Annotated in this window: 16 protein-coding genes; 15 read left to right on the top strand and 1 reads right to left on the bottom strand. The window is 62.5% G+C overall.

Translation table 11 applies throughout. The annotated features are described in order from the left end of the window. Positions 1-131: 131 nt before the first annotated feature. Positions 132-1,868, top strand: coding sequence for a flagellar hook protein FlgE (locus tag AC0Z8Z_RS21905; RefSeq protein WP_485620479.1), 1,737 nt, complete (start codon positions 132-134; stop codon positions 1,866-1,868). Between the two features lie 605 nt (positions 1,869-2,473). Here the strand turns inward: AC0Z8Z_RS21905 and AC0Z8Z_RS21900 are convergent. Further along, positions 2,474-2,653, bottom strand: a complete 180-nt coding sequence (locus AC0Z8Z_RS21900; RefSeq protein WP_172612881.1) for a hypothetical protein — start codon at positions 2,651-2,653, stop codon at positions 2,474-2,476. Between the two features lie 273 nt (positions 2,654-2,926). Between AC0Z8Z_RS21900 and AC0Z8Z_RS21895 the strand changes: the two genes are divergently transcribed. The 14 genes from AC0Z8Z_RS21895 (at position 2,927) to pseI (ending at position 23,445) form a co-directional block, all read left to right on the top strand. Then, positions 2,927-3,667, top strand: a complete 741-nt coding sequence (locus tag AC0Z8Z_RS21895; protein ID WP_122534852.1) for a flagellar basal body rod protein FlgF — start codon at positions 2,927-2,929, stop codon at positions 3,665-3,667. 47 nt (positions 3,668-3,714) lie between these two features. Then, positions 3,715-4,503 (top strand): flagellar basal-body rod protein FlgG, encoded by a 789-nt coding sequence (gene flgG / locus AC0Z8Z_RS21890; protein WP_122534853.1) that lies wholly within the window; start codon positions 3,715-3,717, stop codon positions 4,501-4,503. A 97-nt stretch (positions 4,504-4,600) separates the two neighbouring features. Further along, positions 4,601-5,314, top strand: coding sequence for a flagellar basal body L-ring protein FlgH (gene flgH / locus AC0Z8Z_RS21885; protein WP_122534854.1), 714 nt, complete (start codon positions 4,601-4,603; stop codon positions 5,312-5,314). A 13-nt stretch (positions 5,315-5,327) separates the two neighbouring features. Next, positions 5,328-6,437, top strand: a complete 1,110-nt coding sequence (locus AC0Z8Z_RS21880; protein ID WP_074893047.1) for a flagellar basal body P-ring protein FlgI — start codon at positions 5,328-5,330, stop codon at positions 6,435-6,437. Positions 6,438-6,449: 12 nt separating this feature from the next. Further along, positions 6,450-7,736, top strand: coding sequence for a flagellar assembly peptidoglycan hydrolase FlgJ (flgJ, locus tag AC0Z8Z_RS21875; RefSeq protein WP_485620478.1), 1,287 nt, complete (start codon positions 6,450-6,452; stop codon positions 7,734-7,736). 10 nt (positions 7,737-7,746) lie between these two features. Continuing rightward, positions 7,747-9,789: a flagellar hook-associated protein FlgK gene (gene flgK, locus AC0Z8Z_RS21870; RefSeq protein ID WP_122624316.1), complete on the top strand. Its 2,043-nt coding sequence runs from the start codon at positions 7,747-7,749 to the stop codon at positions 9,787-9,789. A 13-nt stretch (positions 9,790-9,802) separates the two neighbouring features. Next, complete coding sequence (locus AC0Z8Z_RS21865) at positions 9,803-11,407, top strand: flagellar hook-associated protein 3 (protein ID WP_172612877.1); 1,605 nt, start codon at positions 9,803-9,805, stop codon at positions 11,405-11,407. Positions 11,408-11,530: 123 nt separating this feature from the next. Next, the gene (locus AC0Z8Z_RS21860) at positions 11,531-15,112 is read left to right on the top strand and encodes a glycosyltransferase (protein WP_485620477.1); all 3,582 of its coding nucleotides are present in this window, start codon (positions 11,531-11,533) and stop codon (positions 15,110-15,112) included. A gap of 200 nt (positions 15,113-15,312) precedes the next feature. Further along, positions 15,313-18,252, top strand: a complete 2,940-nt coding sequence (locus tag AC0Z8Z_RS21855; RefSeq protein WP_485620476.1) for a TIGR00180 family glycosyltransferase — start codon at positions 15,313-15,315, stop codon at positions 18,250-18,252. 76 nt (positions 18,253-18,328) lie between these two features. Continuing rightward, on the top strand, positions 18,329-19,330 hold the full coding sequence (gene pseB, locus AC0Z8Z_RS21850) for a UDP-N-acetylglucosamine 4,6-dehydratase (inverting) (protein WP_122534860.1): 1,002 nt from the start codon (positions 18,329-18,331) through the stop codon (positions 19,328-19,330). Beyond that, positions 19,327-20,505, top strand: a complete 1,179-nt coding sequence (gene pseC / locus AC0Z8Z_RS21845) for a UDP-4-amino-4,6-dideoxy-N-acetyl-beta-L-altrosamine transaminase (protein ID WP_485620475.1) — start codon at positions 19,327-19,329, stop codon at positions 20,503-20,505. The genes pseB and pseC overlap by 4 nt, the downstream gene beginning before the upstream one ends. 30 nt (positions 20,506-20,535) lie before the next feature. Beyond that, positions 20,536-21,234, top strand: coding sequence for a pseudaminic acid cytidylyltransferase (gene pseF, locus AC0Z8Z_RS21840; RefSeq protein WP_485620474.1), 699 nt, complete (start codon positions 20,536-20,538; stop codon positions 21,232-21,234). Next, on the top strand, positions 21,234-22,322 hold the full coding sequence (gene pseG / locus AC0Z8Z_RS21835; protein ID WP_485620473.1) for a UDP-2,4-diacetamido-2,4,6-trideoxy-beta-L-altropyranose hydrolase: 1,089 nt from the start codon (positions 21,234-21,236) through the stop codon (positions 22,320-22,322). The genes pseF and pseG overlap by 1 nt, the downstream gene beginning before the upstream one ends. 70 nt (positions 22,323-22,392) lie before the next feature. Further along, positions 22,393-23,445, top strand: coding sequence for a pseudaminic acid synthase (gene pseI, locus AC0Z8Z_RS21830; RefSeq protein ID WP_485620472.1), 1,053 nt, complete (start codon positions 22,393-22,395; stop codon positions 23,443-23,445). Positions 23,446-23,460: the final 15 nt, after the last annotated feature.

The following is a 23,460-nucleotide window of genomic DNA, read 5'->3' as shown; positions in this document are numbered from 1 at the left end:
AGAATCAAGTTCGCTGACAAATAAATGCCATTGAGCGGCGCCATCTACGGGGCCCTTTCGATTGCATTCCTTTGCCCGCGATCTCGATGCATCGACGAACGTGTCGTTGAACAACGACTCAGGGAGTGTTCATGTCATTCAACACAGCGGTTTCTGGTTTGCATGCGGCGCACAAGCGCATGGAAGTGGCCGGCAACAACATCGCCAACGTCCACACCTCCGGTTTCAAATCTTCGCGCGCCGAGTTCTCGGCGGTCTATTCCTCATCGATGCTCGGCGGCAGTCGTACGGCCGCAGGTGACGGCGTTCAAGTGGCCAACGTTTCGCAGAACTTTGCGCCCGGCGGGGTCATTACCAGCGAGGGCAGGGCGCTAGACATGCGCATTCAGGGCAGCGGTTTTTTTGTCATGAGTGACGCCGGTTCCATCAGCTACGGCCGGTCAGGGGCCTTTATCAAGGATGCGCAGAATTTTGTCGTCGACTCCCACGGCAGCCGCTTGCAGGGCTATGGGGTGACGGACGACGGGAAGGTGATCAGCGGCGTTCGCACGGATCTGAAGATTGACGCCGCCGGCATGTCGCCCAAAGCCACCGGCAAGATGGAGCAGACCCTCAACCTGAACGCGGCGTCGACGTCACTCGGCGCCATCCCGCGCTTCGACCCCGGCGACCCGACCACGTACACCCGGGTCACGGGGCGGCTGATCCAAGACGCCGGCGTCCCGCCAACGGATCACGAGCTCAAGCACTATTTCGTCAAGACCGAAGACAAGAACTGGACGTCCTACCTTCTCATCGACGGCGTCAATCCGCTGGACCCCACCAGTACCGCGCCGCTGGAGATGGGTTTGCAGGTGTCTGCGGCCGGCAGACTCTCGGTCACCGGCGCGACGGCGGCGGTGAAGATGATTTCCGACACCGAGTTGTCCCTGCAGACATGGCGCCCGGCGGTCAATGTCAATGGCACCTGGACCGCCAGCCCCGCGCCTTCTCCGGGACCGATCTCACTGCCGCTGCTGGACGGCGGCCTGCCTGTGCTCGACCCGGCCGACCCGCTCATGCCACGGCCTGTACCGGCGTTCGATCCTGCGGACATCACCACCTACACCAAGGCGTTCACCTACGGCGTGTTCGACAGCCTGGGCATGCGCCACGAGATGACCCAGTACTTTGTCAAAGACGGCAGCAACAGCTGGAAGATGCATACGCTGATCGACGGGCGCAACCCGCAGGACCCGGCCAGCACGGCGCCGTCGACGGCGAGCATGCTGTTCGACTCCGGCGGCTCGCTGCAGTCGCTGACGGGCAGCCAGTGGCTGACCGCCGCCAACAACACCCTGACCCTCAGTGGCTGGGTGCCGGCCAAGCCTCTGGACGGAAACAAGCCAGGCGGGCGTTGGGTGGCGAACGGCGCGGTGGGAAATGCTGACGGGATTGTCATGGACTTCAACAACATCAGTCAGCACAACGCCGCCACGGGCAGCAGCAACATCGTCATTGACGGGCACACGGCAGGGCAGGCCACTCAGTTGACGGTCGACAAAAGCGGCATGCTGATGATCGGGTTCAGCAATGGCGAGCATCGCAACGTCGGCCAGGTCATGCTCGCCAGCTTCGCCAACAACCAGGGACTGCAGCCGGTGAGCGACACGCGCTGGGTCGAAACCCTGGCCTCCGGCGTCGCCAATTACGACACCCCGGGTGTCGGCACGTTGGGCAGCGTCATCGGGCACTCGCTGGAGGGCTCCAATGTCACGTTGACCAATGAGCTGGTGGAGCTGATCCAGGCGCAGACGGCCTATCAGGCGAACTCGAAAACCCTGTCCACGGAGGCGGAACTGATGCAGACGTTGATACGCGCGACCTGATGCCGGATTTAACGGGAACACGAATGTGGGACCGGCTTTAGCCGGGAAGGCGGGGTGTCAGACGATTGATGCGTCACAGGCCAACCGCCTTCGCGAGCAAGCGCGCTCCTACACCGGATCTCGGCAACGCACGTAATCTTCGGCGGACACAGAATCCGTAGGAACCGGCTTGCTGGCGAATGCTGCGTGCCAGGCGATTGATTCGTCACAGGCAAACCGCCTTCGCGAGCAAGCTCGCTCCTACACTGGATCTCGGCAACGCACGTAATCTTCGGCGGACACAGAATCCGTAGGAGCCGGCTTGCTGGCGAATGCTGCGTGCCAGGCGATTGATTCGTCACAGGCACACCGCTTTCGCGAGCAAGCTCACTCCTACATTTGATCGTCGTCTGGCTCGGAATCTGCGCAAGGTCAGGCACAGGTTTGGTCTGCGCTAAATTCTGCGGACGCTGCGGAACCTGTAGGAGTGAGCTTGCTCGCGATCTGGCGCGCAGCGGCAGTACAACCGGTGCGTGAGGCGTGTCAGGCGTTGTCAAGGCGTCAGGTTTACTGCCGCTGCGCGCCAGATCGCGGAACAAGCCGCGCTCCTACTAAAACAGCGCCCTTCAAATCGAACAATCCGACTTCACATACGCGGCGCTGATCCGCGTCCAGCCTTCGCCGGGGCTGGTCTGGGCGCAGACCGTGCGGTGGGCGCCTTGCCAGAGGAAATAGGGCGCCGGTGCCGCCCATACGGCAAGCGAGCAAGCGATTGTTGTGAGGAGCAGGGCGATGCGCAGACCCATGACAGTTTTCCGTAGCGACTGAAGCGAATTCACAAAACGCTGCAAGTTTCGCACCCCCCATGGAAAGTTTTCTGGCGCTCGCTGCCGTCAATCTGCAGGAAACCGGCAGTCTGCTGTCGCGGGGCGGCTCACACCGGATCCCAGTCCGCCAAATACGACCGGAATCGTTGAAGAATCAACGCTTTGTCTCTCCGCTGAAAAACTGGTTCGATTATTGCTAAGACCTGTTCAGTACAGCTACAGGCGGCAAGCGTCTGTCGGAGGAGGAAGACTGTGGACAAGTTGCTATACGTGGCCATGAGCGGAGCGTCGGAAAACGCCATCGCCCAAAAGGCCCATGCCAACAACCTGGCGAACGTTTCGACCAACGGGTTTCAGCGCGACCTCGAGCAGGCGCGTTCCATGCCCGTGTTCGGCGAGGTCAACCCGTCCCGGGCGTACGCCATGAGCGAACGTCCGGGCACTGACTTCAGCCAGGGCGCGATGGTCGACACCGGCCGCGAACTGGACGTCGCCGTCAAAGGCGACGGCTGGATGGCGGTGCAGACGGCTGACGGCGGCGAAGCCTACACCCGCACCTCGAGCATGAACATCGACGCCCTCGGCGTGTTGCGTGATGGCAATGGTTTGCCGGTCATGGGCAACAGCGGGCCGATTGCCGTGCCTCCGCAGCAGCAGATCGAGATCGGCGCTGACGGCACCATCAGCGTTCGCTCGCTGGGCGAGAGCCCCCAGGTCATGGCCCAGATCGACCGCATCAAGCTGGTCAAAGGCGACCAGACCACCATGGAAAAAGGCCCCGACGGCCTGATGCACACCAAAAGCGGCAGACCGGCGCAAGCCGACGCTACGGTTCAGGTTGAATCCGGGTTTCTGCAGGCCAGCAACGTCAACGCCGTCGACGAGATGACCTCGGTACTGGCCTTGTCCCGCCAATTCGAACTGCACATCAAGATGATGAAGACCGCCGAGCAGGATGACGAGTCGATGGCTCGCGTCTTGCAAATGGGCTAATGACTGACAGCTTGCGCCGATAAACAGGCGCTCGAGGAGATTCAAACATGCTTCCGGCACTCTATGTTGCTAAAACCGGTCTGGCCGCCCAGGACACCAACCTGACGACCATTTCCAACAACCTGGCCAACGTTTCGACCACCGGTTTCAAAAGCGACCGTGCGGAATTCCAGGACCTGCTCTACCAGATCAAGCGTCAGCCAGGCGCCCAGTCCACTCAGGACAGCGAGCTGCCCTCGGGCCTGCAACTGGGTACCGGTGTGCGCATCGTCGGCACCCAGAAAAACTTCACCGCCGGCAGCCTGCAGACCACCAATCAGCCGCTGGACATGGCGGTCAACGGTCGCGGTTTCTTCCAGATCCGTCAGCCTGACGGCACCCTGGCGTACACCCGTGACGGTACGTTTCACCTGGACAGCAACGGCCAGATCGTGACCTCCAATGGCTACGCCCTGGAGCCGGCGATCGTCGTTCCGCAGGACTCGCAGACCTTCACCGTCGGCGAAGACGGTACGGTTTCGGTCACCACATCGGCCAACGCCGCCACGCCGCAGATCATCGGCAACGTACAGACCGCCGACTTCATCAACCCGGCCGGCCTGCAATCCCAGGGCGGCAACCTGTACCTGGAAACCGCTTCCAGCGGCGCGCCCCAGGTCGGTACGCCGGGCCTCAACGGTCTGGGCGTGGTCAAGCAGAACACCCTGGAAAACTCCAACGTCAGCACCGTTGAAGAACTGGTGAACATGATCACCACCCAGCGTGCCTACGAGATGAACTCCAAAGTGATCTCGACCGCTGACTCGATGCTGCAGTACGTGACCCAGAACCTGTAAGCCCTTCTTGAAACGCATGATGTCCTGCTGCGAAACACCTGATCAATTCCAAGGGGCGCCTGAAAAGCGCCTGCTACACCGCGAGGTTTTAAGTGTCATGAAACGGCTCTCTGTATTGCGGCTTTCCCTGTTGGCAGCTCCTGTGTGCGGTATCGCGCTGCTGACCGGCTGCGTTGCGCCTGCGGCCAAACCCAATGACCCTTATTACGCGCCGGTGTTGCCGCGCACGCCGCTGCCATCAGCGGCCAGCAACGGTTCGATTTATCAGGCCGGTTTCGAACAAAACCTGTATGGCGACCGCAAAGCGTATCGGGTGGGTGACATCATCACCATCACCCTGTCCGAGCGCATGGCCGCCAGCAAGGCCGCCAGTTCCGGCATCAGCAAGACCAGTAAGACCAGCCTCGGCCTGACCTCGCTGTTTGGCGCGGGCGTGAGCACCAATAACCCGGTGGGTGGCGGCAACCTCAGCCTGGACGCCGGCTACAGCGGCGACCGCGCCACCAAGGGCGACGGCAAGGCCGCGCAAAGCAACAGCCTGACCGGCTCGATCACCGTGACCGTCGCTGACGTGATGCCCAACGGCATTCTGCTGGTGCGCGGCGAGAAGTGGATGACCCTGAACACCGGTGACGAACTGGTGCGCATCGCCGGCCTGATTCGCGCCGACGACATCGCCACCGACAACACCGTGTCGTCGACCCGTATTGCCGATGCACGCATCACTTATTCCGGTACAGGCGCGTTTGCCGATTCCAGTCAGCCAGGCTGGTTCGACCGATTCTTCCTCAGCCCGTTGTTCCCTTTCTGATAGCGGGATAGCCATGATCACGTTCAAGCAACTGATAGCGGCAGCGCTGCTGTTCACCACCGCACTGGGCGCCCACGCCGAGCGCCTGAAAGACATCGCCAGCATTTCCGGCGTACGGACCAACCAGTTGATCGGTTACGGTCTGGTGGTGGGGCTCAACGGCACGGGTGACCAGACCACCCAGACGCCGTTCACCCTGCAGACCTTCAACAACATGCTCTCGCAGTTCGGCATCAAGGTGCCGGCGGGTTCCGGCACCGTGCAGCTGAAAAACGTCGCGGCCGTGGCCGTGTACGCCGACCTGCCGCCGTTCGCCAAGCCGGGTCAGCAGATCGACATCACCGTGTCGTCCATCGGTAACTCGAAAAGCCTGCGCGGCGGTGCCTTGTTGATGACCCCGATGAAGGGGATCGACGGCAACGTCTATGCCGTGGCCCAGGGCAACCTGGTGGTCGGCGGCTTTGATGCCGAAGGCCGCGACGGCTCGAAGATCACCGTCAACGTTCCGTCTTCCGGTCGTATTCCCGGCGGCGCATCGGTTGAACGTGCCGTGCCGAGTGGCTTCAACCAGGGCAACTCCCTGACCCTGAACCTCAATCGCAACGACTTCACCACCGCCAAGCGCATCGTCGACAAGATCAACGACATGCTTGGCCCTGGCGTGGCTCAGGCGCTGGACGGCGGCTCTGTGCGGGTCACCGCGCCGCTGGACCCCAACCAGCGTGTTGATTACCTGTCGGTGCTGGAAAACCTGGAAATCGATCCGGGCCAGACCTCCGCCAAGGTCATCATCAATTCGCGCACAGGCACCATCGTGATCGGCCAGAACGTCAAGGTCTCGCCGGCAGCCGTCACCCACGGCAGCCTGACCGTGACCATCACCGAAGACCCGATCGTCAGTCAGCCGGGCGCGTTCTCCAACGGCCAGACTGCTGTAGTCCCACGGTCGAAGATCAACGCCCAGCAGGAAATGCACCCGATGTTCAAGTTCGGTCCGGGCACCACGCTGGATGAAATTGTCCGCGCGGTTAACCAGGTGGGCGCAGCGCCAGGCGACTTGATGGCGATTCTCGAAGCACTGAAACAGGCTGGCGCGTTGCAAGCCGACCTGATTGTGATTTAAGAGGCAATCTGAATGAGCATTCCAAGCGGCGGCGTTTCTTCCGGTGATTCAGGTGCGTATACCGACCTCAATCGTCTGACGGCCATGAAAACCGGTGATCGCGACAGCGAGGGCAACCTCAAGAAAGTCGCGCAGGAATTCGAGTCGCTGTTCGTCAGCCAGATGCTCAAGGCCATGCGTTCGGCCAACGAAGTGCTGGCCAAGGACAACCCGATGAACACCGCGGCGACGCGGCAGTATCAGGACATGTACGACCAGCAACTGTCGGTGAGCATGTCCCGGGAGGGTGGCGGCATCGGTCTGCAGGACGTGCTCATGCGTCAACTGTCGAAAAACAAAGGCGCTGAAATTGCACCGGCCAGCACTGGGCTTGTGTCCGGTGGCAAAACGGAGGCGAAGGTCGAGGGCAAAGCCGACGCGCCTGCGCAAGCCGGCCTGGCCACGCGTATCGCTCAACGGCCGCTGTGGGCCAGCCGTGCGGTGACGGCTCCGGACGCCGGCGACGGCGCGGTGCATAACGACGTGGCGGCGCTCAATTCCCGTCGCCTGTCGCTGCCAAGCAAGCTGAGCGACCGCATCATGGCCGGTATCGTGCCGAATGCATCGGGTGCCCAGTACCCTGCCGCCAGCGCCACCACACTGAAAAACCGGATTGCCGTATCCAATGCCGTGGCAGCCGCGAAAAGCGCGGGCTCCCAGGGCAATGGCGACTGGACGGTCGGGCCGCAATACGCCGCGGATGCCGACGCTTATGTGCGCAGCCGCGTGCAGACGCCGCTGGCGCCGGGCAAGAGTGCGTTCGCCAACAAAGACGACTTCGTCGCCACGATGATGCCGTTGGCCAAAGACGCTGCGGCCCGCATCGGCGTCGACCCAAGCGTGCTGGTGGCCCAGGCCGCGCTGGAAACCGGCTGGGGCAAATCGATCATGCGTCAGTCCGATGGCGGCAGCAGTTACAACCTCTTCGGCATCAAGGCCCAGGGCGGCTGGAAAGGACCGGAAGCACGTGCAATTACCAGTGAGTTCCGCGACGGCCAGATGGTCAAGGAAACGGCGGATTTCCGTGCCTATGACTCGTACGCCAGCAGTTTCCACGACCTGGTGAGCTTCCTGCAGAACAACAGTCGCTATAAAGAAACCCTGAAATCAGCCGATAGCCCGGAACAGTTTGTGAAAGAGCTGCAGAAAGCCGGATACGCAACCGACCCGTCCTATGCCAGCAAGATTTCTCAGATAGCGAAACAGATGAAGAGCTACCAGACCTACGCATCCGCCTCGGGCTCTTCCACGACTTTATAAGGTTTGAACCATGTCACTGATCTCAATCGGGCTTTCGGGACTCACCGCCAGCAGCGCAGCGATGACGACGATCGGCAACAACACTGCCAACGTCGACACGCAGGGCTACTCGCGTCAGCAAGTGATGACCACCGCCGGGGCTCAGCAGAATATCGGCGTCGGCTTCATCGGCACCGGTACGACGTTGTCCGACGTGCGCCGCATCTACAACGGCTACCTCGATAACCAATTGCAGACCAGTACATCGCTCAACGCCGATGCCACCGCGTACCTGAGCCAGGCCAGCAAGCTCGACTCGATCCTGTCGGACAGCTCGACCGGCGTCAGCACCGTGCTGGCAAAGTTTTTCACTGACCTGGGCGCCCTCGCGTCCAAGCCGACCGACAACGCGGCCCGCACGACGTTTCTGACCAGTGCATCGGCCCTGGCCGGTCAGTTCAACACCATCTCGTCGCAGATGAAGGACCAGAACGCGAGCATCAACACCCAGCTGACCACGGCAACAGGGCAGGTGAACGCACTGGCGTCGTCCATTGCCATCCTCAACAAGCAGATCACCGAGGCCCAGTCTTCCGGCGGTCAGCCCAATACATTGCTCGATTCGCGTACGGAAGCGGTACGCCAGTTGAATGAACTGGTGGGCGCCAAGGTCGTTGAAACCAACGGCAGCTATGACGTTTATATCGGCACCGGCCAGCCGCTGGTGACGGGCACCACCGCCAACACATTGAGCGCAGTGCCGAGCGACAGCGACCCGAGCGTGTACGCGCTGAAACTGAAATATCAGAACAACGTCGTCGATGTCTCAAGCGTGGTGACCGGCGGCTCCCTGGGCGGTCTGCTGCGGTATCGCAGTGAAGTGCTGCAGCCAGCCGCCAGCGAGCTGGGCCGTCTGGCGGTGGTCGCCTCCGATCAGATCAACAGCCAGCTCAACCAGGGTGTGGACGCCAACGGCAATTTCGGCAGCAACCTGTTCGTCAGCGTCAATGACCCAAGCCTGACCAGCCAGCGCAGCCTTGCCAACAAGACCAACGATCAGTCGTCGGGCAACTTCGCGGTGTCCATTGCCAACAGCGGCGCGCTGCAGACCAACGATTATCAGGTGACGTTCACCGATGCCAGCGGCCAGTACAGCGTCAAGCGTCTGCCGGACGGCAAGGACATGGGTTCTTACAACACCGCCGCCACCTCGGCGCCGGTCATCGACGGCTTCTCGCTGAAATTCAACGGCACCTCCACCGAGGGTGACAGCTTCAAGATCAGCCCGACCAAAACCGGCGCTGACGGCATCAAGGTGGTGATGACCGACCCGAAAGCCATCGCCTCGGCCAGTCCGCTGACCGGTAGCTCCATCGTGAGCAAAGGCTCGGGCACGTTCACCCAGCCCGTGTTGTCGACCCAGGCCGACATCTACAATCCGACGGCCACTGCCGATCTGCGCAATGCGCTCACAGCGTCGACGCCGATGCGTTTGCTCATGGGCGATGTCACCAATGGTGCTCAGAGCTACTCGCTGGTCGATGCTCAAGGTGTGGCGGTCAAAGACAAGTCCGGCAACGCGATCACCGGCTCTGTGGTTCCGGGCTCGTCCAACGACATCAGTCTGGAAGTGGGCTACACCGACTCGTCGGGTGCGGCGCAGTCGTTCAAGTTAGGGATGACCATCGCCGGGAAGCCGAACAGCGGCGACACCTACAGCATCGCCATGACCGGCGCCGGGTCCTCGGACAACCGCAACGCGGTATCGGTGGGGACCCTGCAAACCAAACAGACCCTCGACACCGCAGCGGGCAACGGCACCGGCATGAGCCTGAGCGGTGCCAACGCCAACATGATCACCACGGTGGGCAGCAAGGCCGCCCAGGCCAAGAATGACACCACGGCGACCACCGCGGTGTTGACCCAGGCCAAGACCGCGCGCGACAGCGTTTCCGGTGTGTCACTGGATGAAGAAGCCGCCAACCTGGTCAAGTATCAGCAGTACTACACCGCCTCGTCGCAGATCATCAAAGCGGCTCAAGCCATTTTCAGCACGCTGATCAACAGTCTTTAAGGAATCGTAATCCATGCGTATCTCAACGACCCAGTTTTACGAAACCAGTGCGGCGAACTACTCGCGCACCTATGCCAACGTCACCAAGACCGGCGATGAAGTGGCCAGTCAGGTCAAGCTCAACACCGCTGGCGATGACCCGGTGGGCGCCGGCCGTGTGCTGCAATTGCAGCAAATGGGCACGATGCTCAATCAGTACAAATCCAACATCGACACCATCAACACCGGTGTCGTGCAGACCGAAACCGCGCTGACCGCCGTGACATCGGCGATCCAGCGGGCGCAGGAACTGGTACTGGCCGCGGGCAACGCAACGTTTACCGACAAAGACCGTCAGGCCAACGCAGCCGAGCTCAAAGAAGTCCAGACGCAGATTCTGGGCCTGATGAACAGCCAGGACGCCGATGGCACTTATCTGTTCTCCGGCTCCAAGGGCACCACGGCGCCCTACGCCCTCAGCACCGACGGCACCTACAGTTATCAGGGCGATCAGACCCGCAATCAGCTGGCAGTCGGCAGTGGCATCACCATGGCCAGCAACACCACTGGCTGGGATGCCTTCGAGCAGGCGATCAATACCACGCGCACCTCAATGACCCTGACCTCACCGGCGGTCAATGACAACGTGATCGCGCTGTCCGGTGGCAGCGTGACCAACTCGGCTGAGTACAACACCAAATTCACCCCTGGGGAGCCCTACAGCATCTCGTTCCAGAGCAGCACCCAGTTCAAGATTCTCGACAAAGACGGCACCGACGTCACGGCAGAAGCCTCGTCGGCGGGCAAGTTCACGTCCACCAGCGCCGCCAACCAGACCGTCGGTTTTCGAGGGCTTCAAATTGACCTGAACGTCAATCTGACCGATGCCCAGTACGGCAACTCGGCCCAGGCCGACACCGCCGTGGCCGGCCACACGTTCACGCTGGCGGTGTCCAACAGCACCGTGAGCACGTCGCGTTTGCCGGGAAACCCGTCGACCACGGTGGTCACCGATTCCAAGGTCACCGACCAGACCAAATTCAACGAGACGTTTCCCTCGGGCGGCGCAATCATTCGCTTCAGCAGCGCCACGGATTTTGCGCTGTACGCGGCGCCCTACGATGCTGCCACCAGCAAGCCGGTGTCGAGCGGCACCCTGACCGGCACGCCGGTGGCCAATCAGGCGGTCGCGTCAGGTGTCACGTTCACCTTCAGCGGATCACCGGTGGCCCTGGCCAGCGGCGACCAGTTCACTGCGCAGCCAGCGAGCCAGCAGAACCAGAACATCCTCAACACCCTGTCCAGCGTCATCACCGCGCTGAACGGCAAGGTCGACGGTGACCCGGTGGCCAAGCAGAAACTGCAGGCCACGCTGACGTCGACCATCGGTAACCTGACCAGCGCTGCCAACCAGATCAACGACGCGGTCAGCGACGGTGGTGCGCGTGCGAAAACAGCGACCGACCAGAGCGTGACCAACCAGAACCTGCTGGACAACGGCTCCAACGAGTCCAGCAGCATCACCGCCTCTGACCCGGTTGACGCCATTGCCCGCCTGACCCTGCAGAAAACCATGTTGCAAGCGTCTCAACTGGTCTTCACCCAGCTGTCAGCGCTGAATCTGTTCAGCAAACTGTGATTGCCCCACTGGACGCGCACGCCGGTTGACCCCGGCGTTCGTGTCCGCTGAGCGTCAACCGTTATTGTCAGCGGTTAGGCCGGACCTTTGCGACAAAGGCCGGCGCCGCTCGTGAGTCTGCCCGTGAATTCAGTTCCCCTCGTCAGTATCGTCATCCCTGCCTACAACCCCCAGTTTTTCCAGACGGCCCTGGCCAGCGCCTTGACCCAGAGCTACGAGCGTCTTGAAGTCATCGTTTGCGATGATTCGCGTGGCAATGAAATCAGCGACATCGTCGACAGTCTGAAAGCCCTGACCACGGTCGAACTGCGCTACGTGCGCAACCCGCAGCGCCTGGGTTTCGTCGGCAATCTGTTGAACTGCCTTTCTCAGGCCACGGGCGAGTACGTCAAGTTTCTGTGTGACGATGATCGCCTGTTTCCCGGCTGTATCACGATGCAGGCGCAGGCATTTGATGCCAATGCCGACGTCAATCTGGTGCTGGCCCAGCGCTTTCTGTGGGACGCCGACAGCATTCAGTTGCCATCCCGTCTGGAAAACACTCCGGTTGCGCCCAAGAATTCTCTGTTCCTTGGCACGGACATGCTGGCGATCTTCGAGAATTTCCCGTCCAACTTCCTGGGCAGCTTCACCAGCGCGATGTTTCGCCGCGCGGACCTTGAAGAGCTGCTGCCCGCCCTGACTGGCAGCGCCCAGGGCTTCGTCGCCATGCTGGATCTGGCGCTTTACACCTGCCTGCTGCGTCGCGGCAATCTGATCGTGCTCAATCAAGTCCTGAGCGTCGAGCGTCTGCACCCGGAGCGCCTCAGTCGGCAGCAAGCCATGCGTACGGCGGCCGCCAGCGAGCTGACCTGGCTGGTGGACATGCTCAAGGCCCGCACCAGTGAGCCTCCGCCCGCCCAGGGCTGGGTGCGTTACGTTGAGCTGGAACACGCTGACCGGCTCCCGCGAGTCTGGGAGGAACTGGCGCTGAGTCGTACGCTGGGCAGCCAGCAAGCGGTGCTGCCCCTCAAAGTGGGTGTCGACAGCCAGAGCTTTGCCGAGCTGTACGCGCAGTGGCTGGCGTGCCGGACCTTCACGGAACACCAGAAAGTTCTGCTGCCAGACCGGCTGCGCCGATTGCCGATGCAGCCCAAAATCGTTGCGGTTGTCATCGACGAACACGGCAGCAGCGCGCGACGCAACCTCACGCTGGACAGCCTGGCCGCGCAGTTCTATCCCCCGGAGCTGACGGTGATGCTCACGGGATCGGTCACCGATCCTGAGCGGGACGAGCGCCTGTTCAAACTGCCATTGCAGGCCGATTGGGCCGAACAGCTGAATGGCGTGCTGGCGCAACTGGAAGGGGCCGACTGGTTTTACCTGCTGCGTGCCGGTGACCGGCTGGTCGCGCCGGCCCTGCTGACGCTGGCCGATCGGATCGCCACCTCGCCCGAGCTGCGCTGCCTGTACAGCGACGAGGGCGCGTTGCGTGAGGGTGAATCGGCAGAGCCGGTGTTCAAGCCGGCGTTCAACCTGGATTTCCTGCGCAGTTACCCGTACGTCGGCCGAGCCCTTGTATTCGAGCGCCAGCGGTTCATCGCGCTGGGCGGGTTCGATGCCGGATTTGGCGAGCTGGCGCCCCACGATGTGATCTGGCGGCTGGTCGAAAGCGAGGGTGCCGAGGTCATCGGGCATGTCGCTGATCTGCTGGTGGAAAGCCAGTTTGCACTGGGTCAGTGGCTCGGCTCGGACGGCGTCATCGAGCAAAACCCGCGGGTGGTGCAGGCGCACTTGCAGCGCTGCGGCATTGCTCACCAGATGCGCCAGGGTAACCAACCGCTGCTCAACCGCATTGATTACCTGCATGGGCAAGCGCCACGGGTGTCCATCATCGTCAGCCATCGCAACCAATTGGCGGTGCTGCAGCGCTGTTTCGAAAGCTTGCTGGAAAAAACCGCGTATGCCCATTACGAGCTGCTGATTGCCGACAACGCCAGCGACAGCCCCGAGGCACTGGCCTGGCTGAAGGGGTTGGCGAGCATGGGCAGCGACAAGGTCCGCGTGCTGTACAGCGCCGAACGTCTCAGTCTGACGGCACTGCGTAACTTCGCAGCCGGTCAGGCGCGCGGCGAGTACCTGCTGATGCTCAATCCCTACGCGGTCGTGACCCAGGGCGACTGGCTGGATGAGTTGTTGACCCACGCACAGCGCCCGGAAGTCGGTGTGGTCGGCGGCAAGCTGTTCGATGCCAATGGCGCCATCGTCCACGCCGGGGTGATCCTTGGTCTGCAGAATTCGGCAGCCACGCCTTTCTACGGTGAGTCTCTGGGTGCGTCGGGCTACATGCAACGGCTGCAAGTGGTTCAGGACTTGAGCGCGGTGGGGGGTGACTGCCTGATGGTGCGCACGTCGGTGTTCAAGCAGGTCGGCGCGCTGGACGCCGACGCGTTCGCCGACTCGTTCAGCGAAGTGGACCTGTGCCTGCGCGTGCGCCAGCACGGTTATCTCGTGGTGTGGACACCGTTCGCGGTCATGGCCCTGGGCACCGCGCCGGTCGCAGCAGCCGACGATCAGGCGCAACAGCGCCAGACCCGCGAGCTGGAAACCCTTTACCTGCGCTGGCTGCCGATCATTGCGCGGGATCCTGCGTACAACCCGAGCCTGACCCTGGACGCTTACAGTTTTCGTCTGGACCCCGGCCTGCGCACCGGCTGGTCGCCGTTTTCCGAACGCTCGCTGCCCAGCGTACTGGCCTTGCCGATGAACGCCACGGCCGTCGGCCATTACCGGGTGACCCAGCCGTTCATCGAGCTGTCGGCCGCTGACAGAATCATCGGCCAGATCGCGTATGACGCCCCGACCACGATCGAACTGGAGCGCCGCACGCCCGACGTGATTGTGTTGCAGGGCCGCTATCACGAGGCGTCGATGGAGGACACGGTGCGGCTGAAGACCTTCTCCAATGCCCGGCGCGTTTTCGAGCTCGATGACTACGTGATCAGCGTGCCGAAGAAAAACGCCCACGGCCGGCACATGCCGACCAATCTGGAGGCGGTGGTCAAGCGGGGCATCAGCCTGTGCGATCGGGTCGTGGTGTCCACCCATGCGCTGGGCAACGCGCTGTCGTCGATGCACCACGACATTCGCGTGGTCCCGAACATGCTGGCACCGCACCTGTGGACCGGCCGCCGGGCCCAGCGCCGGACCTCGTTCAAACCCAGGGTCGGTTGGGGCGGCGGTACCAGCCACGGCGGCGACCTGGAGGTGATCGCCCAGGTCATTCGCGAGCTGGCCGACGAGGTGGACTGGGTGTTCTTCGGCATGTGCCCGCAGGAACTGCGCCCCTATCTCAAGGAGTTCCACGCGGCGGTCAGCCTGGAGGCCTATCCGGCCAAGCTGTCCAGCCTGAATCTGGACCTGGCGCTGGCGCCGCTCGAGTACCACATTTTCAACGACTGCAAGAGCAACCTGCGGCTGCTGGAGTACGGCGCCTGTGGCTATCCGGTCATTTGCACTGACACCGAAGCGTACCGGGGCTATTTGCCCTGCACCCGTCTGACGGCCAACACCACGGAAGAGTGGCTGGAAGCGATCCGCATGCACTTGGCAGACCCGCAGGCCAGCTACCGGATGGGCGACGAGTTGCACGACGTGGTGATGCGCGACTTCATGCTGCGCGGCGACAATCTGCAGTACTGGGTCAACGGCTGGCTGGCCGACTGATAAAAACGTCAGGCGGCACCCGCCGGTGCCGTTGGCGGATTGAACCCTCTGCCAAATCAGTGGCGCTTGGCCGCGTCAAGCTGGCGCGGTTCCTGCAATCCCACCTTCCAATCTGCTGTTCGTCGCGCTTTTCCGGCGCGAGGGAGGGCGCGTGAGGCCGGTAATACCGACCTCGACTTCTATTTGGGTGGGGAAGGGCAATGTCCGGGGTTACGACCGAAGGATCCAGCGTCAAAAAAACAGCTTTGGCCAACGAGCAGAATACGTTGGTGGTGCTTACCCGGAATCAGCCTGATTTTCTACGCCGCACCCTGCAGTACTACCGGGCCTACGCCGGTCCGATGTTGGTCCTCGATGCATCGATCGAGGCGCCTGCCGCTGATGACTCGCCGGCCACGAACGTCACTTATCTGCATGTCCCGCAATTTGCCGACGCAACCACCGCTGACACGTTCGCCCATGCGTTGTGCCTGGTGACCACGCCGTTCGTCACCCTTGCCGACGTCAATGACTTCCTGATGGAAGACGCGCTGGCGCAGAGCGTCAGCTACTTGCAGGACCACCCCGAATATGGGTTTTGCCACGGCTACTCCCTGAGCTATCGCGCCGCCGACAACCAGGTCGATTATTTCCGCCGCGACAAGAAGGTCCGCGAAGATATCTCTGCCGAGCGAAGCGAAGACCGGATCCAGCAGGCCATGGCCGCCTTCATCTCCCCCTTGCATGCAGTCACGCGGACCGAGCTATTGCGTCACTGGTACAGCGCCGTCCCGAAAACCGCCGCTGCGGTCTGGCAGGACATCGGCCTGGGTTGGTACCTGGCCGCCAGCGGCAAGGGTCGGCTGTTGCCGCTGCCGTATGCCGTCCGGGAGGTGAACGCCGCGCCGGCCCGTCAAAAAGGTCAGGTGATCGCCGCGCTGAATGATGCCGACGCTGTGTCCCGCGCCGCCCGTGAGTCGTTCGCCGACTTCCTCGTGTCAATGTCGCCTTCACCCCTCGGCCATGATGCAACCGGGGCTCGCGCTCTGGTGCTCGACAGCTTCAACACACTGCTTAAGTGCGTGCGGGACGACACCGCGGCTGCCCACGAACGGATCGTCGAGTCCACCTGGAAAAGCCCCTTGAGCGGCCCGGTCCGGCGATTCGGCCCCAACCAGTACGTCGAGATGCCGTTTTATAACCAGCCCTTCTTTGATCGGTTGGCCGAGATCGAATTCCTGATCGGCGCGCTCCCCGCCGGTGCCGTACAGCATGACGAACTGGAAGGGTTGTGGGTCTCGCAGCAGGAATTGCTCACGCTCCATGACAACGACACCCCGCAGACCATCACCGAGCGATTGTGGGAAGCGCTGGACATCAACGTATTCAACAAGGCTGTGGTCGCCCAGTTGGCCGAGCGACTCGCTCACCTCAACGAACCCGACGAAGCCCGCGGCATGACTGAGTGGCTGCATCGGCTGGAAGCGGTGGGCTCCCAGGATCGGCAGCAACTTTTGCACGCCACCGCCTCCGGCCGCTTGCTGAACTGGCTGGAGCTGCGTCGACCAGACGCGGACGTCGTCGCCAGGGGCAATGCGCGCCTGGCGGCCGAGGGTGCTGGCCCGCAGTTCGGCATTTTTCTGCTGGACCTGGACGATGACCTGCGCAAATTGCAGGGCACCCTCGACAGCCTGATCGAGGGTGCCTGCACATCGTTCAGAATCGTTGTGTTCACCACCGGCGAGCCGCCAGTGGCCACTTCCGTGCAGAACACGCTGCACTTCGTCAAGGTCAGCAGAAGCAACTACGTCGAAAAACTCAACCAGATTGCGCGGCAGATCGCCTCCGGCTGGCTGCTGCTGGTGGAGGCGGGTGACCGCTTCCTGCCAGGCGGCCTGTTGCGCGCAGCACTTGAGTTACAAGGGGCCGATGATGTTCGTGCCGTGGCGGCCGACGAAATCCATCGCCAGCCCAATGGCACCCTGAAGGATGTCATGCGCCCTGGTTTCAACCTCGACCTCTTGCTGCGCAACCCTGCGCAGATGGCGCGCCACTGGCTGATCCGCAAGGAGGTGTTGCTGGAAGCAGGCGGGTATTCGCCGGACTTTACCGGCGCGCTGGAATTCGAGCTGCTGCTGCGAATCATCGAGAAGGGCGGGCCGTCGTGGCTGGCGCACCTGGACGAGCCATTGCTGATCACCGATGCCTCTGAGCCGGCCGATAACGGCGACGAACGCCTGGCACTGACGCGTTACCTGACTGCACTGGGTTACAAGGCTCAGGTCACCTCGGCTCGCCCTGGCACCTGGCAGATCGACTATCGGCACAGCGAGCGTCCATTGGTGACGGTAATCCTTCCCAGCCAGGACAATCTCGAGTCGTTGCAGCGTTGCCTGACGGCGGTCCTGCAACGCACACGCTACATGCGCTACGAAGTGCTGATCGTCGACAACCTGAGCCAGTCGCCGCAGGTTCATGAATGGCTGGACCACCAGCAGCAAAACCCTCGCATCCGGATCCTGCGCAGCGACGTCGCGCTCAGCGAAGCCGCGCTGTACAACGCAGCCTCGCAACAGGCGCAAGGGGAATATCTGGTGCTGCTGTCGGCAGACAGCGAAGTGGTGAACCCCAACTGGATCGACGCCCTGCTCAATCACGCGATGCGCCCCGAAGTGGCCGTGGTTGGCCCCAAACTGGTCGATCGGGATGGCGCGGTGACGAACGCGGGCCTGATTCTGGGCATGAACAGCGGCGTCGGCTCGGCCTTTGTCGGTGAGCCCAAAGACGCCAGTGGTTACCTGCAGCGCCTGGTGCTGGAACACAATTACTCGGCGGTATCCGGTGCCTGCGTGATGGTGCGCAAAGCGCTTTTCGAGTCCGTGGGCGGGCTTGATGAGTCGGACTTCGGCGATGCTTACGCGGTGGTGGATTTTTGCCTGAAGATCGGCCAGAACGGCTATTTGACGGTCTGGACGCCGCAGGTCCAGGTCTACCACTCGGGCAGCACGGCCCAGGCGCCCCTGGCACTGGCACGCCTGCAGGACAAATGGGCCGGGGCCTTTGCTCATGATCTGGCCTATAACCAGAACCTGAGCCTGTCCGGTCGCGGTTTCACGGTCGACACGGCGTCCACGGCAGACTGGTCGCAACTGATCGCTTAAGGCCGCACCCGGTCCGCGCCGCATCCGGTTCGGACCGTCGCAGGCTCAATGTCGCTCCAGGTCAAAGGACTCCCTCATGTTCAACGGCAAATCAGTGTTCATCTCAGGCGCGACCGGCTCGTTCGGTCGCATGTTCATCCGCACGCTGCTGGCGCGTTATCAGCCCCGGCGCGTGGTGGTGTTCTCCCGGGATGAGCTCAAGCAGTACGAAATGCAGCAGGAATTCAACGCCCCGTGCATGCGCTACTTCCTCGGCGACGTGCGCGATGCCGACCGTTTGCAGCAGGGCATGCGCGGCATTGATTACGTGGTCCACGCGGCGGCGCTCAAGCACGTGCCGGCGGCGGAGTACAACCCGACCGAATTCATCCGCACCAACGTCAACGGCGCGGAAAACATCATTTCGGCGGCCATCGCCAACGGCGTGAAAAAGGTCGTGGCGCTGTCGACCGACAAGGCCGCCAGCCCGATCAACCTGTACGGCGCCACCAAGCTGCTGTCGGACAAGCTTTTTGTTGCCGCCAACAACATCGGTGGCGAGGAGCAGACGCGTTTTTCCGTCGTGCGCTACGGCAACGTCGCTGGCTCCCGGGGCTCTATCGTGCCGTTCTTCAGCAAGCTGCTGGCCGGGGGCGCGGCTGAACTGCCGATCACCGATCCGCGCATGACCCGCTTCTGGATCACCCTCGACCATGGCGTGGATTTCGTCATGCAGAGCTTTGAGCGCATGCACGGCGGCGAAGTGTTCGTGCCGAAGATTCCGTCGGTGCGCATCGTTGATCTGGCCCAGGCCATGGCGCCGGACCTGCCGCACAAGATCGTCGGCATCCGTCCCGGCGAGAAACTCCACGAGCTGATGGTGCCCCAGGACGACGCGCGCATGACCCTGGAATTCGACGACCACTACACCATCGTGCCGTCGATCCGCTTTAACAACGTCGACACCGATTTTGCAGTCGACGCGACAGGCGCACAGGGCAGGGCGGTTCACGATGAGTTCGAATACCGCTCCGACACCAACCCTGACTTCCTGTCGATCCGCCAGATCGGCGAGCTGCACGCTGACGTCAAGCCATGATTCCGTACGGTAGGCAGAGCGTTGATCAGGCGGATATCGATGCCGTCGTCGAGGTGCTCCAATCCGACTGGCTGACCCAGGGCCCGACCCTGGAGCGCTTTGAAGCCGCCATGGCCGAGCGCTGCGAAGCGGGTTTCGCGGTAGCGGTGTGCAATGCCACGGCAGCGCTGCACATTGCCTGTCTGGCGGCCGGACTGGGGCAGGGCGATTGGCTGTGGACCAGCCCGAATACCTTTCTGGCCTCGGCCAACTGCGGGCGCTATTGCGGCGCCGATGTGGACTTTGTCGACATCGACCCGCTGACCTGGAACCTCGACACCGATGCCCTGGCGCGCAAGCTTGAAGCCGCCGAATCAACCGGCACGCTGCCCAAGGTACTGGTGGCGGTGACGTTTTCCGGCCAGAGCTGCGACATGCGCGCCATCGCCGGGCTGGCCCGGCGTTATGGGTTTGTGGTGATCGAAGACGCCTCCCATGCGGTCGGCGCGCATTACGCCGGGCGCCCGGTGGGCTGTGGCGAATTCGCCGACATGACAGTGTTCAGCTTTCATCCGGTGAAGATAGTCACCACCGGCGAAGGCGGCATGGTGCTGACCAACAGCCCCAAACTGGCCGAACACTTGCGCCGCCTGCGCAGCCACGGCATGACCCGTGATCCGGCGCAGATGGACGAGCCGAGCCACGGCCCGTGGTATTACCAGCAAGTCGAACTGGGCTTCAATTACCGCATGACTGACATGCAGGCAGCGCTCGGGCTTTCGCAGTTGGGGAAACTGGACAGTTTTCTGGCCCGGCGGCGCGAGCTGGTAGCGCGCTATCAGACGCTCCTGGCTGACCTGCCGCTGACCTTGCCGACCGCTCAAGCTGAGGCCGATTCCGCGTGGCACTTGTACGTCGTGCGCCTGCAGACCGGCCTGATTGCGCTGAGTCATCGTCAAGTCTTCGAAGGTTTGCGCGGGGCAGGCATCGGCGTGAACGTGCATTACATTCCGGTTCATCTGCAGCCCTATTACCGCGACCTGGGCTTCAAGCCGGGTGATTTCCCGGAAGCCGAGGCTTATTACGCCCAGGCCATCAGCCTGCCGCTGTACCCGGCGATGACCGATGCGCAGCAGGATTACGTCGTTGATCAGCTGCGTCGAGTGCTTGGCAAAACGGGCCGGGCAGTCGACTGATGGGAACACATCCATGACAGGCCCACGCCCATGAGCGCCGTCGCGATTATTCCCGCGCGGGGTGGCAGCCAGCGCATCCCGCGCAAGAACATCAAGCTGTTCAACGGCGAGCCGATGATCGCCCATTCCATTCGTGCTGCGCTGGCGAGCGGGGTGTTTGATCAGGTTATCGTCAGCACTGATGATGAAGAAATCGCCAACGTCGCCCGTGCCCACGGCGCTGACGTGCCGTTCATGCGCCCGGCAGAGCTGGCCGATGCGTTTACCGGCACAGCGGCGGTGATCCAGCACGCGATCGGCGCCCTCAATGATCCTTTTGATTACACATGCTGCATTTACGCCACCGCGCCGCTGTTACAGGGGAGATATCTGCGCCAGGGCGTGCAAGCCCTCGAAGCGGCGCCGGAAAAATCCTATGCGTTTTCGGTGTGCAGCTTCGGCTTCCCGGTGCAGCGCGCCCTCTTGATTGGCGACGACGGCAGCCTGAGCGCCATGCACCCGGAATTTCGCAGCGTGCGTTCTCAGGATCTGCCGGTGGCGTATCAGGACGCCGGCCAGTTCTACTGGGGCCGCAGCGATGCCTGGCGGCGCGGCGACACGGTTTTTTCCGAACTCAGCCTGCCGGTGATTCTGCCCCGGCATCTGGTGCAGGACATCGACAGCCCGGAAGACTGGCTGCGCGCGGAGTATCTTTACGCCGCGCTCAAGGCCGGCGGGGAGCTGGACTGATGCGCGTGCTGATTCGCGCCGACGCCTCGGTGACCATCGGCAGCGGCCACATCGCCCGCTGCCTGACGCTCGCCAATGTGCTGCGCCGGGATGGCGCTGACGTGCGCTTTGCCTGCCGCGAGTTGCCTGGGCATTTGCTCCAGCGGCTGGCGGATCACGGCTATGCCACCTATGCGCTGCCGGCACGCTATGGCGCTGAAGAAGATCAGGACATCGAAGCGGCGTTGCCATGGCAGGCGGACCTGTCTGCCTTTGCCGAAGAGATTGAGCATGAGCCGCCCTTTGACTGGCTGATCGTCGACCATTACGGCCTGGATGCGCGATGGGAAAAGGCGGCGCGCGGTCTCGCCGATCGGGTGATGGCCATTGATGATCTTGCCAATCGGCCCCATGCGGTGGATGTGCTGCTGGACCAGAATTACAGCGCTCAAGCGCTGGATCAGCCTTATGCCGCCTGGGTCGGGCCTGATTGCCAGACCTTTCTGGGGCCGCGATTTGCCCTGCTCCGCGATGAGTTTCAATGCGAGCCCATCGCGATCAAGCCGCGTGTGGAGCGGGTGCTGGTCAACTTCGGTGGCTTCGATGCGGCCGGGCAGGTCTACGCTACGATGCAGGCGCTTCAGGGGTTAGATGACTTGCAGGTGGATTTCGTCGCCGGTTTGCATAACCCCCACTGGCAGGCGATGAGCGATCTCGCTGCTTCTAGACCTGAGTGGCGTTTGCACAGCCTGACCGGAGATTTTTTCGCGCGGATGCAGGCGGCTGATCTGTTTATCGGCGCCGGTGGCGGCACTACGTGGGAGCGCGCGGCGCTGGGGTTGCCGACGATCTGTATTTCGGTGGCGAACAATCAGCAGCTCAATGCGCAATTGCTGGCCGAGGCCGGTGTGCATGTGTATCTCGGACCCCATGTGCAGCTTGAGGCCGGGCGTTTGCGCGCCGCCGTCGAGCAGCTTTGCGGCGATGCAGCCTTACGCCGGACGCTCGCTGAGCAGTCGAGGTTGTTGGTCGATGGCCTTGGTGCCCGGCGTATCGCTGATGCATTGGCGAAGGTGGCCGATAACGCGGCAAAGGGGCAGGGCGCATGAGCCGCTGCCCGTTCTTATCTCTAGCGTCGGACCCAGTGCCGGCCGACGTCAATGCAGCGAGTGAGCAACGATGAACTCTTTCAAGATCGGTTCGCGAACCATCGGCCCCGACGCGCCGCCGTTCATCATTGCCGAGATGAGCGGCAACCATAATCAGTCGCTGGATCAGGCATTGCGTATCGTCGAGGCGGCCGCCAAAGCCGGGGCCCATGCCCTCAAACTGCAAACCTACACCGCCGACACCATGACCCTGGACATCGCCGAGGGCGAGTTCTTCATTAAAGACCCCAACAGCCTGTGGGCCGGGACCTCACTGTATGCGCTGTACGAGCAGGCGCATACGCCGTGGGAATGGCACGCGCCGATCTTCGCCCGGGCTAAAGAGTTGGGGCTGCTGGCGTTCTCCACGCCCTTCGACGAGACCGCCGTGGACTTTCTCGAGAGCCTCGACGTGCCGGCCTACAAGATCGCCAGCTTTGAAAACACTGACATCCCGCTGATCCGCAAGGTGGCGGCCACCGGCAAACCGATGATCATTTCCACCGGCATGGCCAGCATCGCCGAGCTGGACCACAGCGTGCGCGCGGCCCGGGCCGCAGGCTGCAAGGATCTGGTGCTGCTGAAATGCACCAGCACCTACCCGGCCACACCGGCCAACAGCCACGTCCGCACGATTCCGCATATGGCCGGGTTGTTCGGCTGCCAGGTGGGCTTGTCTGATCACACCATGGGCGTTGGCGTGTCGGTTGCTGCGGTGGCCATGGGCGCGACGGTCATCGAAAAGCACTTCACCCTGGACCGCGCCGACGGCGGGGTCGACGCCAGTTTTTCCCTGGAACCGGCGGAAATGGCCAGCCTGGTCATCGAAACCGAACGCGCATGGCAAGGCATGGGCCACGTGCAATACGGCGCCACCGAAGCCGAACAGAAATCGCTGCAATACCGCCGGTCGTTGTACGTGGTGCGGGACATCGCCGAGGGCGAGGCCTTCACCCCGGACAACATCCGCGCCATCCGCCCCGGCCTCGGCCTGGCGCCCAAACACATCGATGCCGTGCTGGGGCGCAAAGCCCGGCACCCGCTAAAACGCGGGACTGCGTTGAGTTGGGATGGGGTGGGTTAGCACTCGCGCGACCGA

The sequence above is a fragment of the Pseudomonas sp. 1L-C-7-B-C1 genome (genome assembly GCF_057291635.1).
This window is presented reverse-complemented; position numbering and strand designations above follow the sequence as displayed.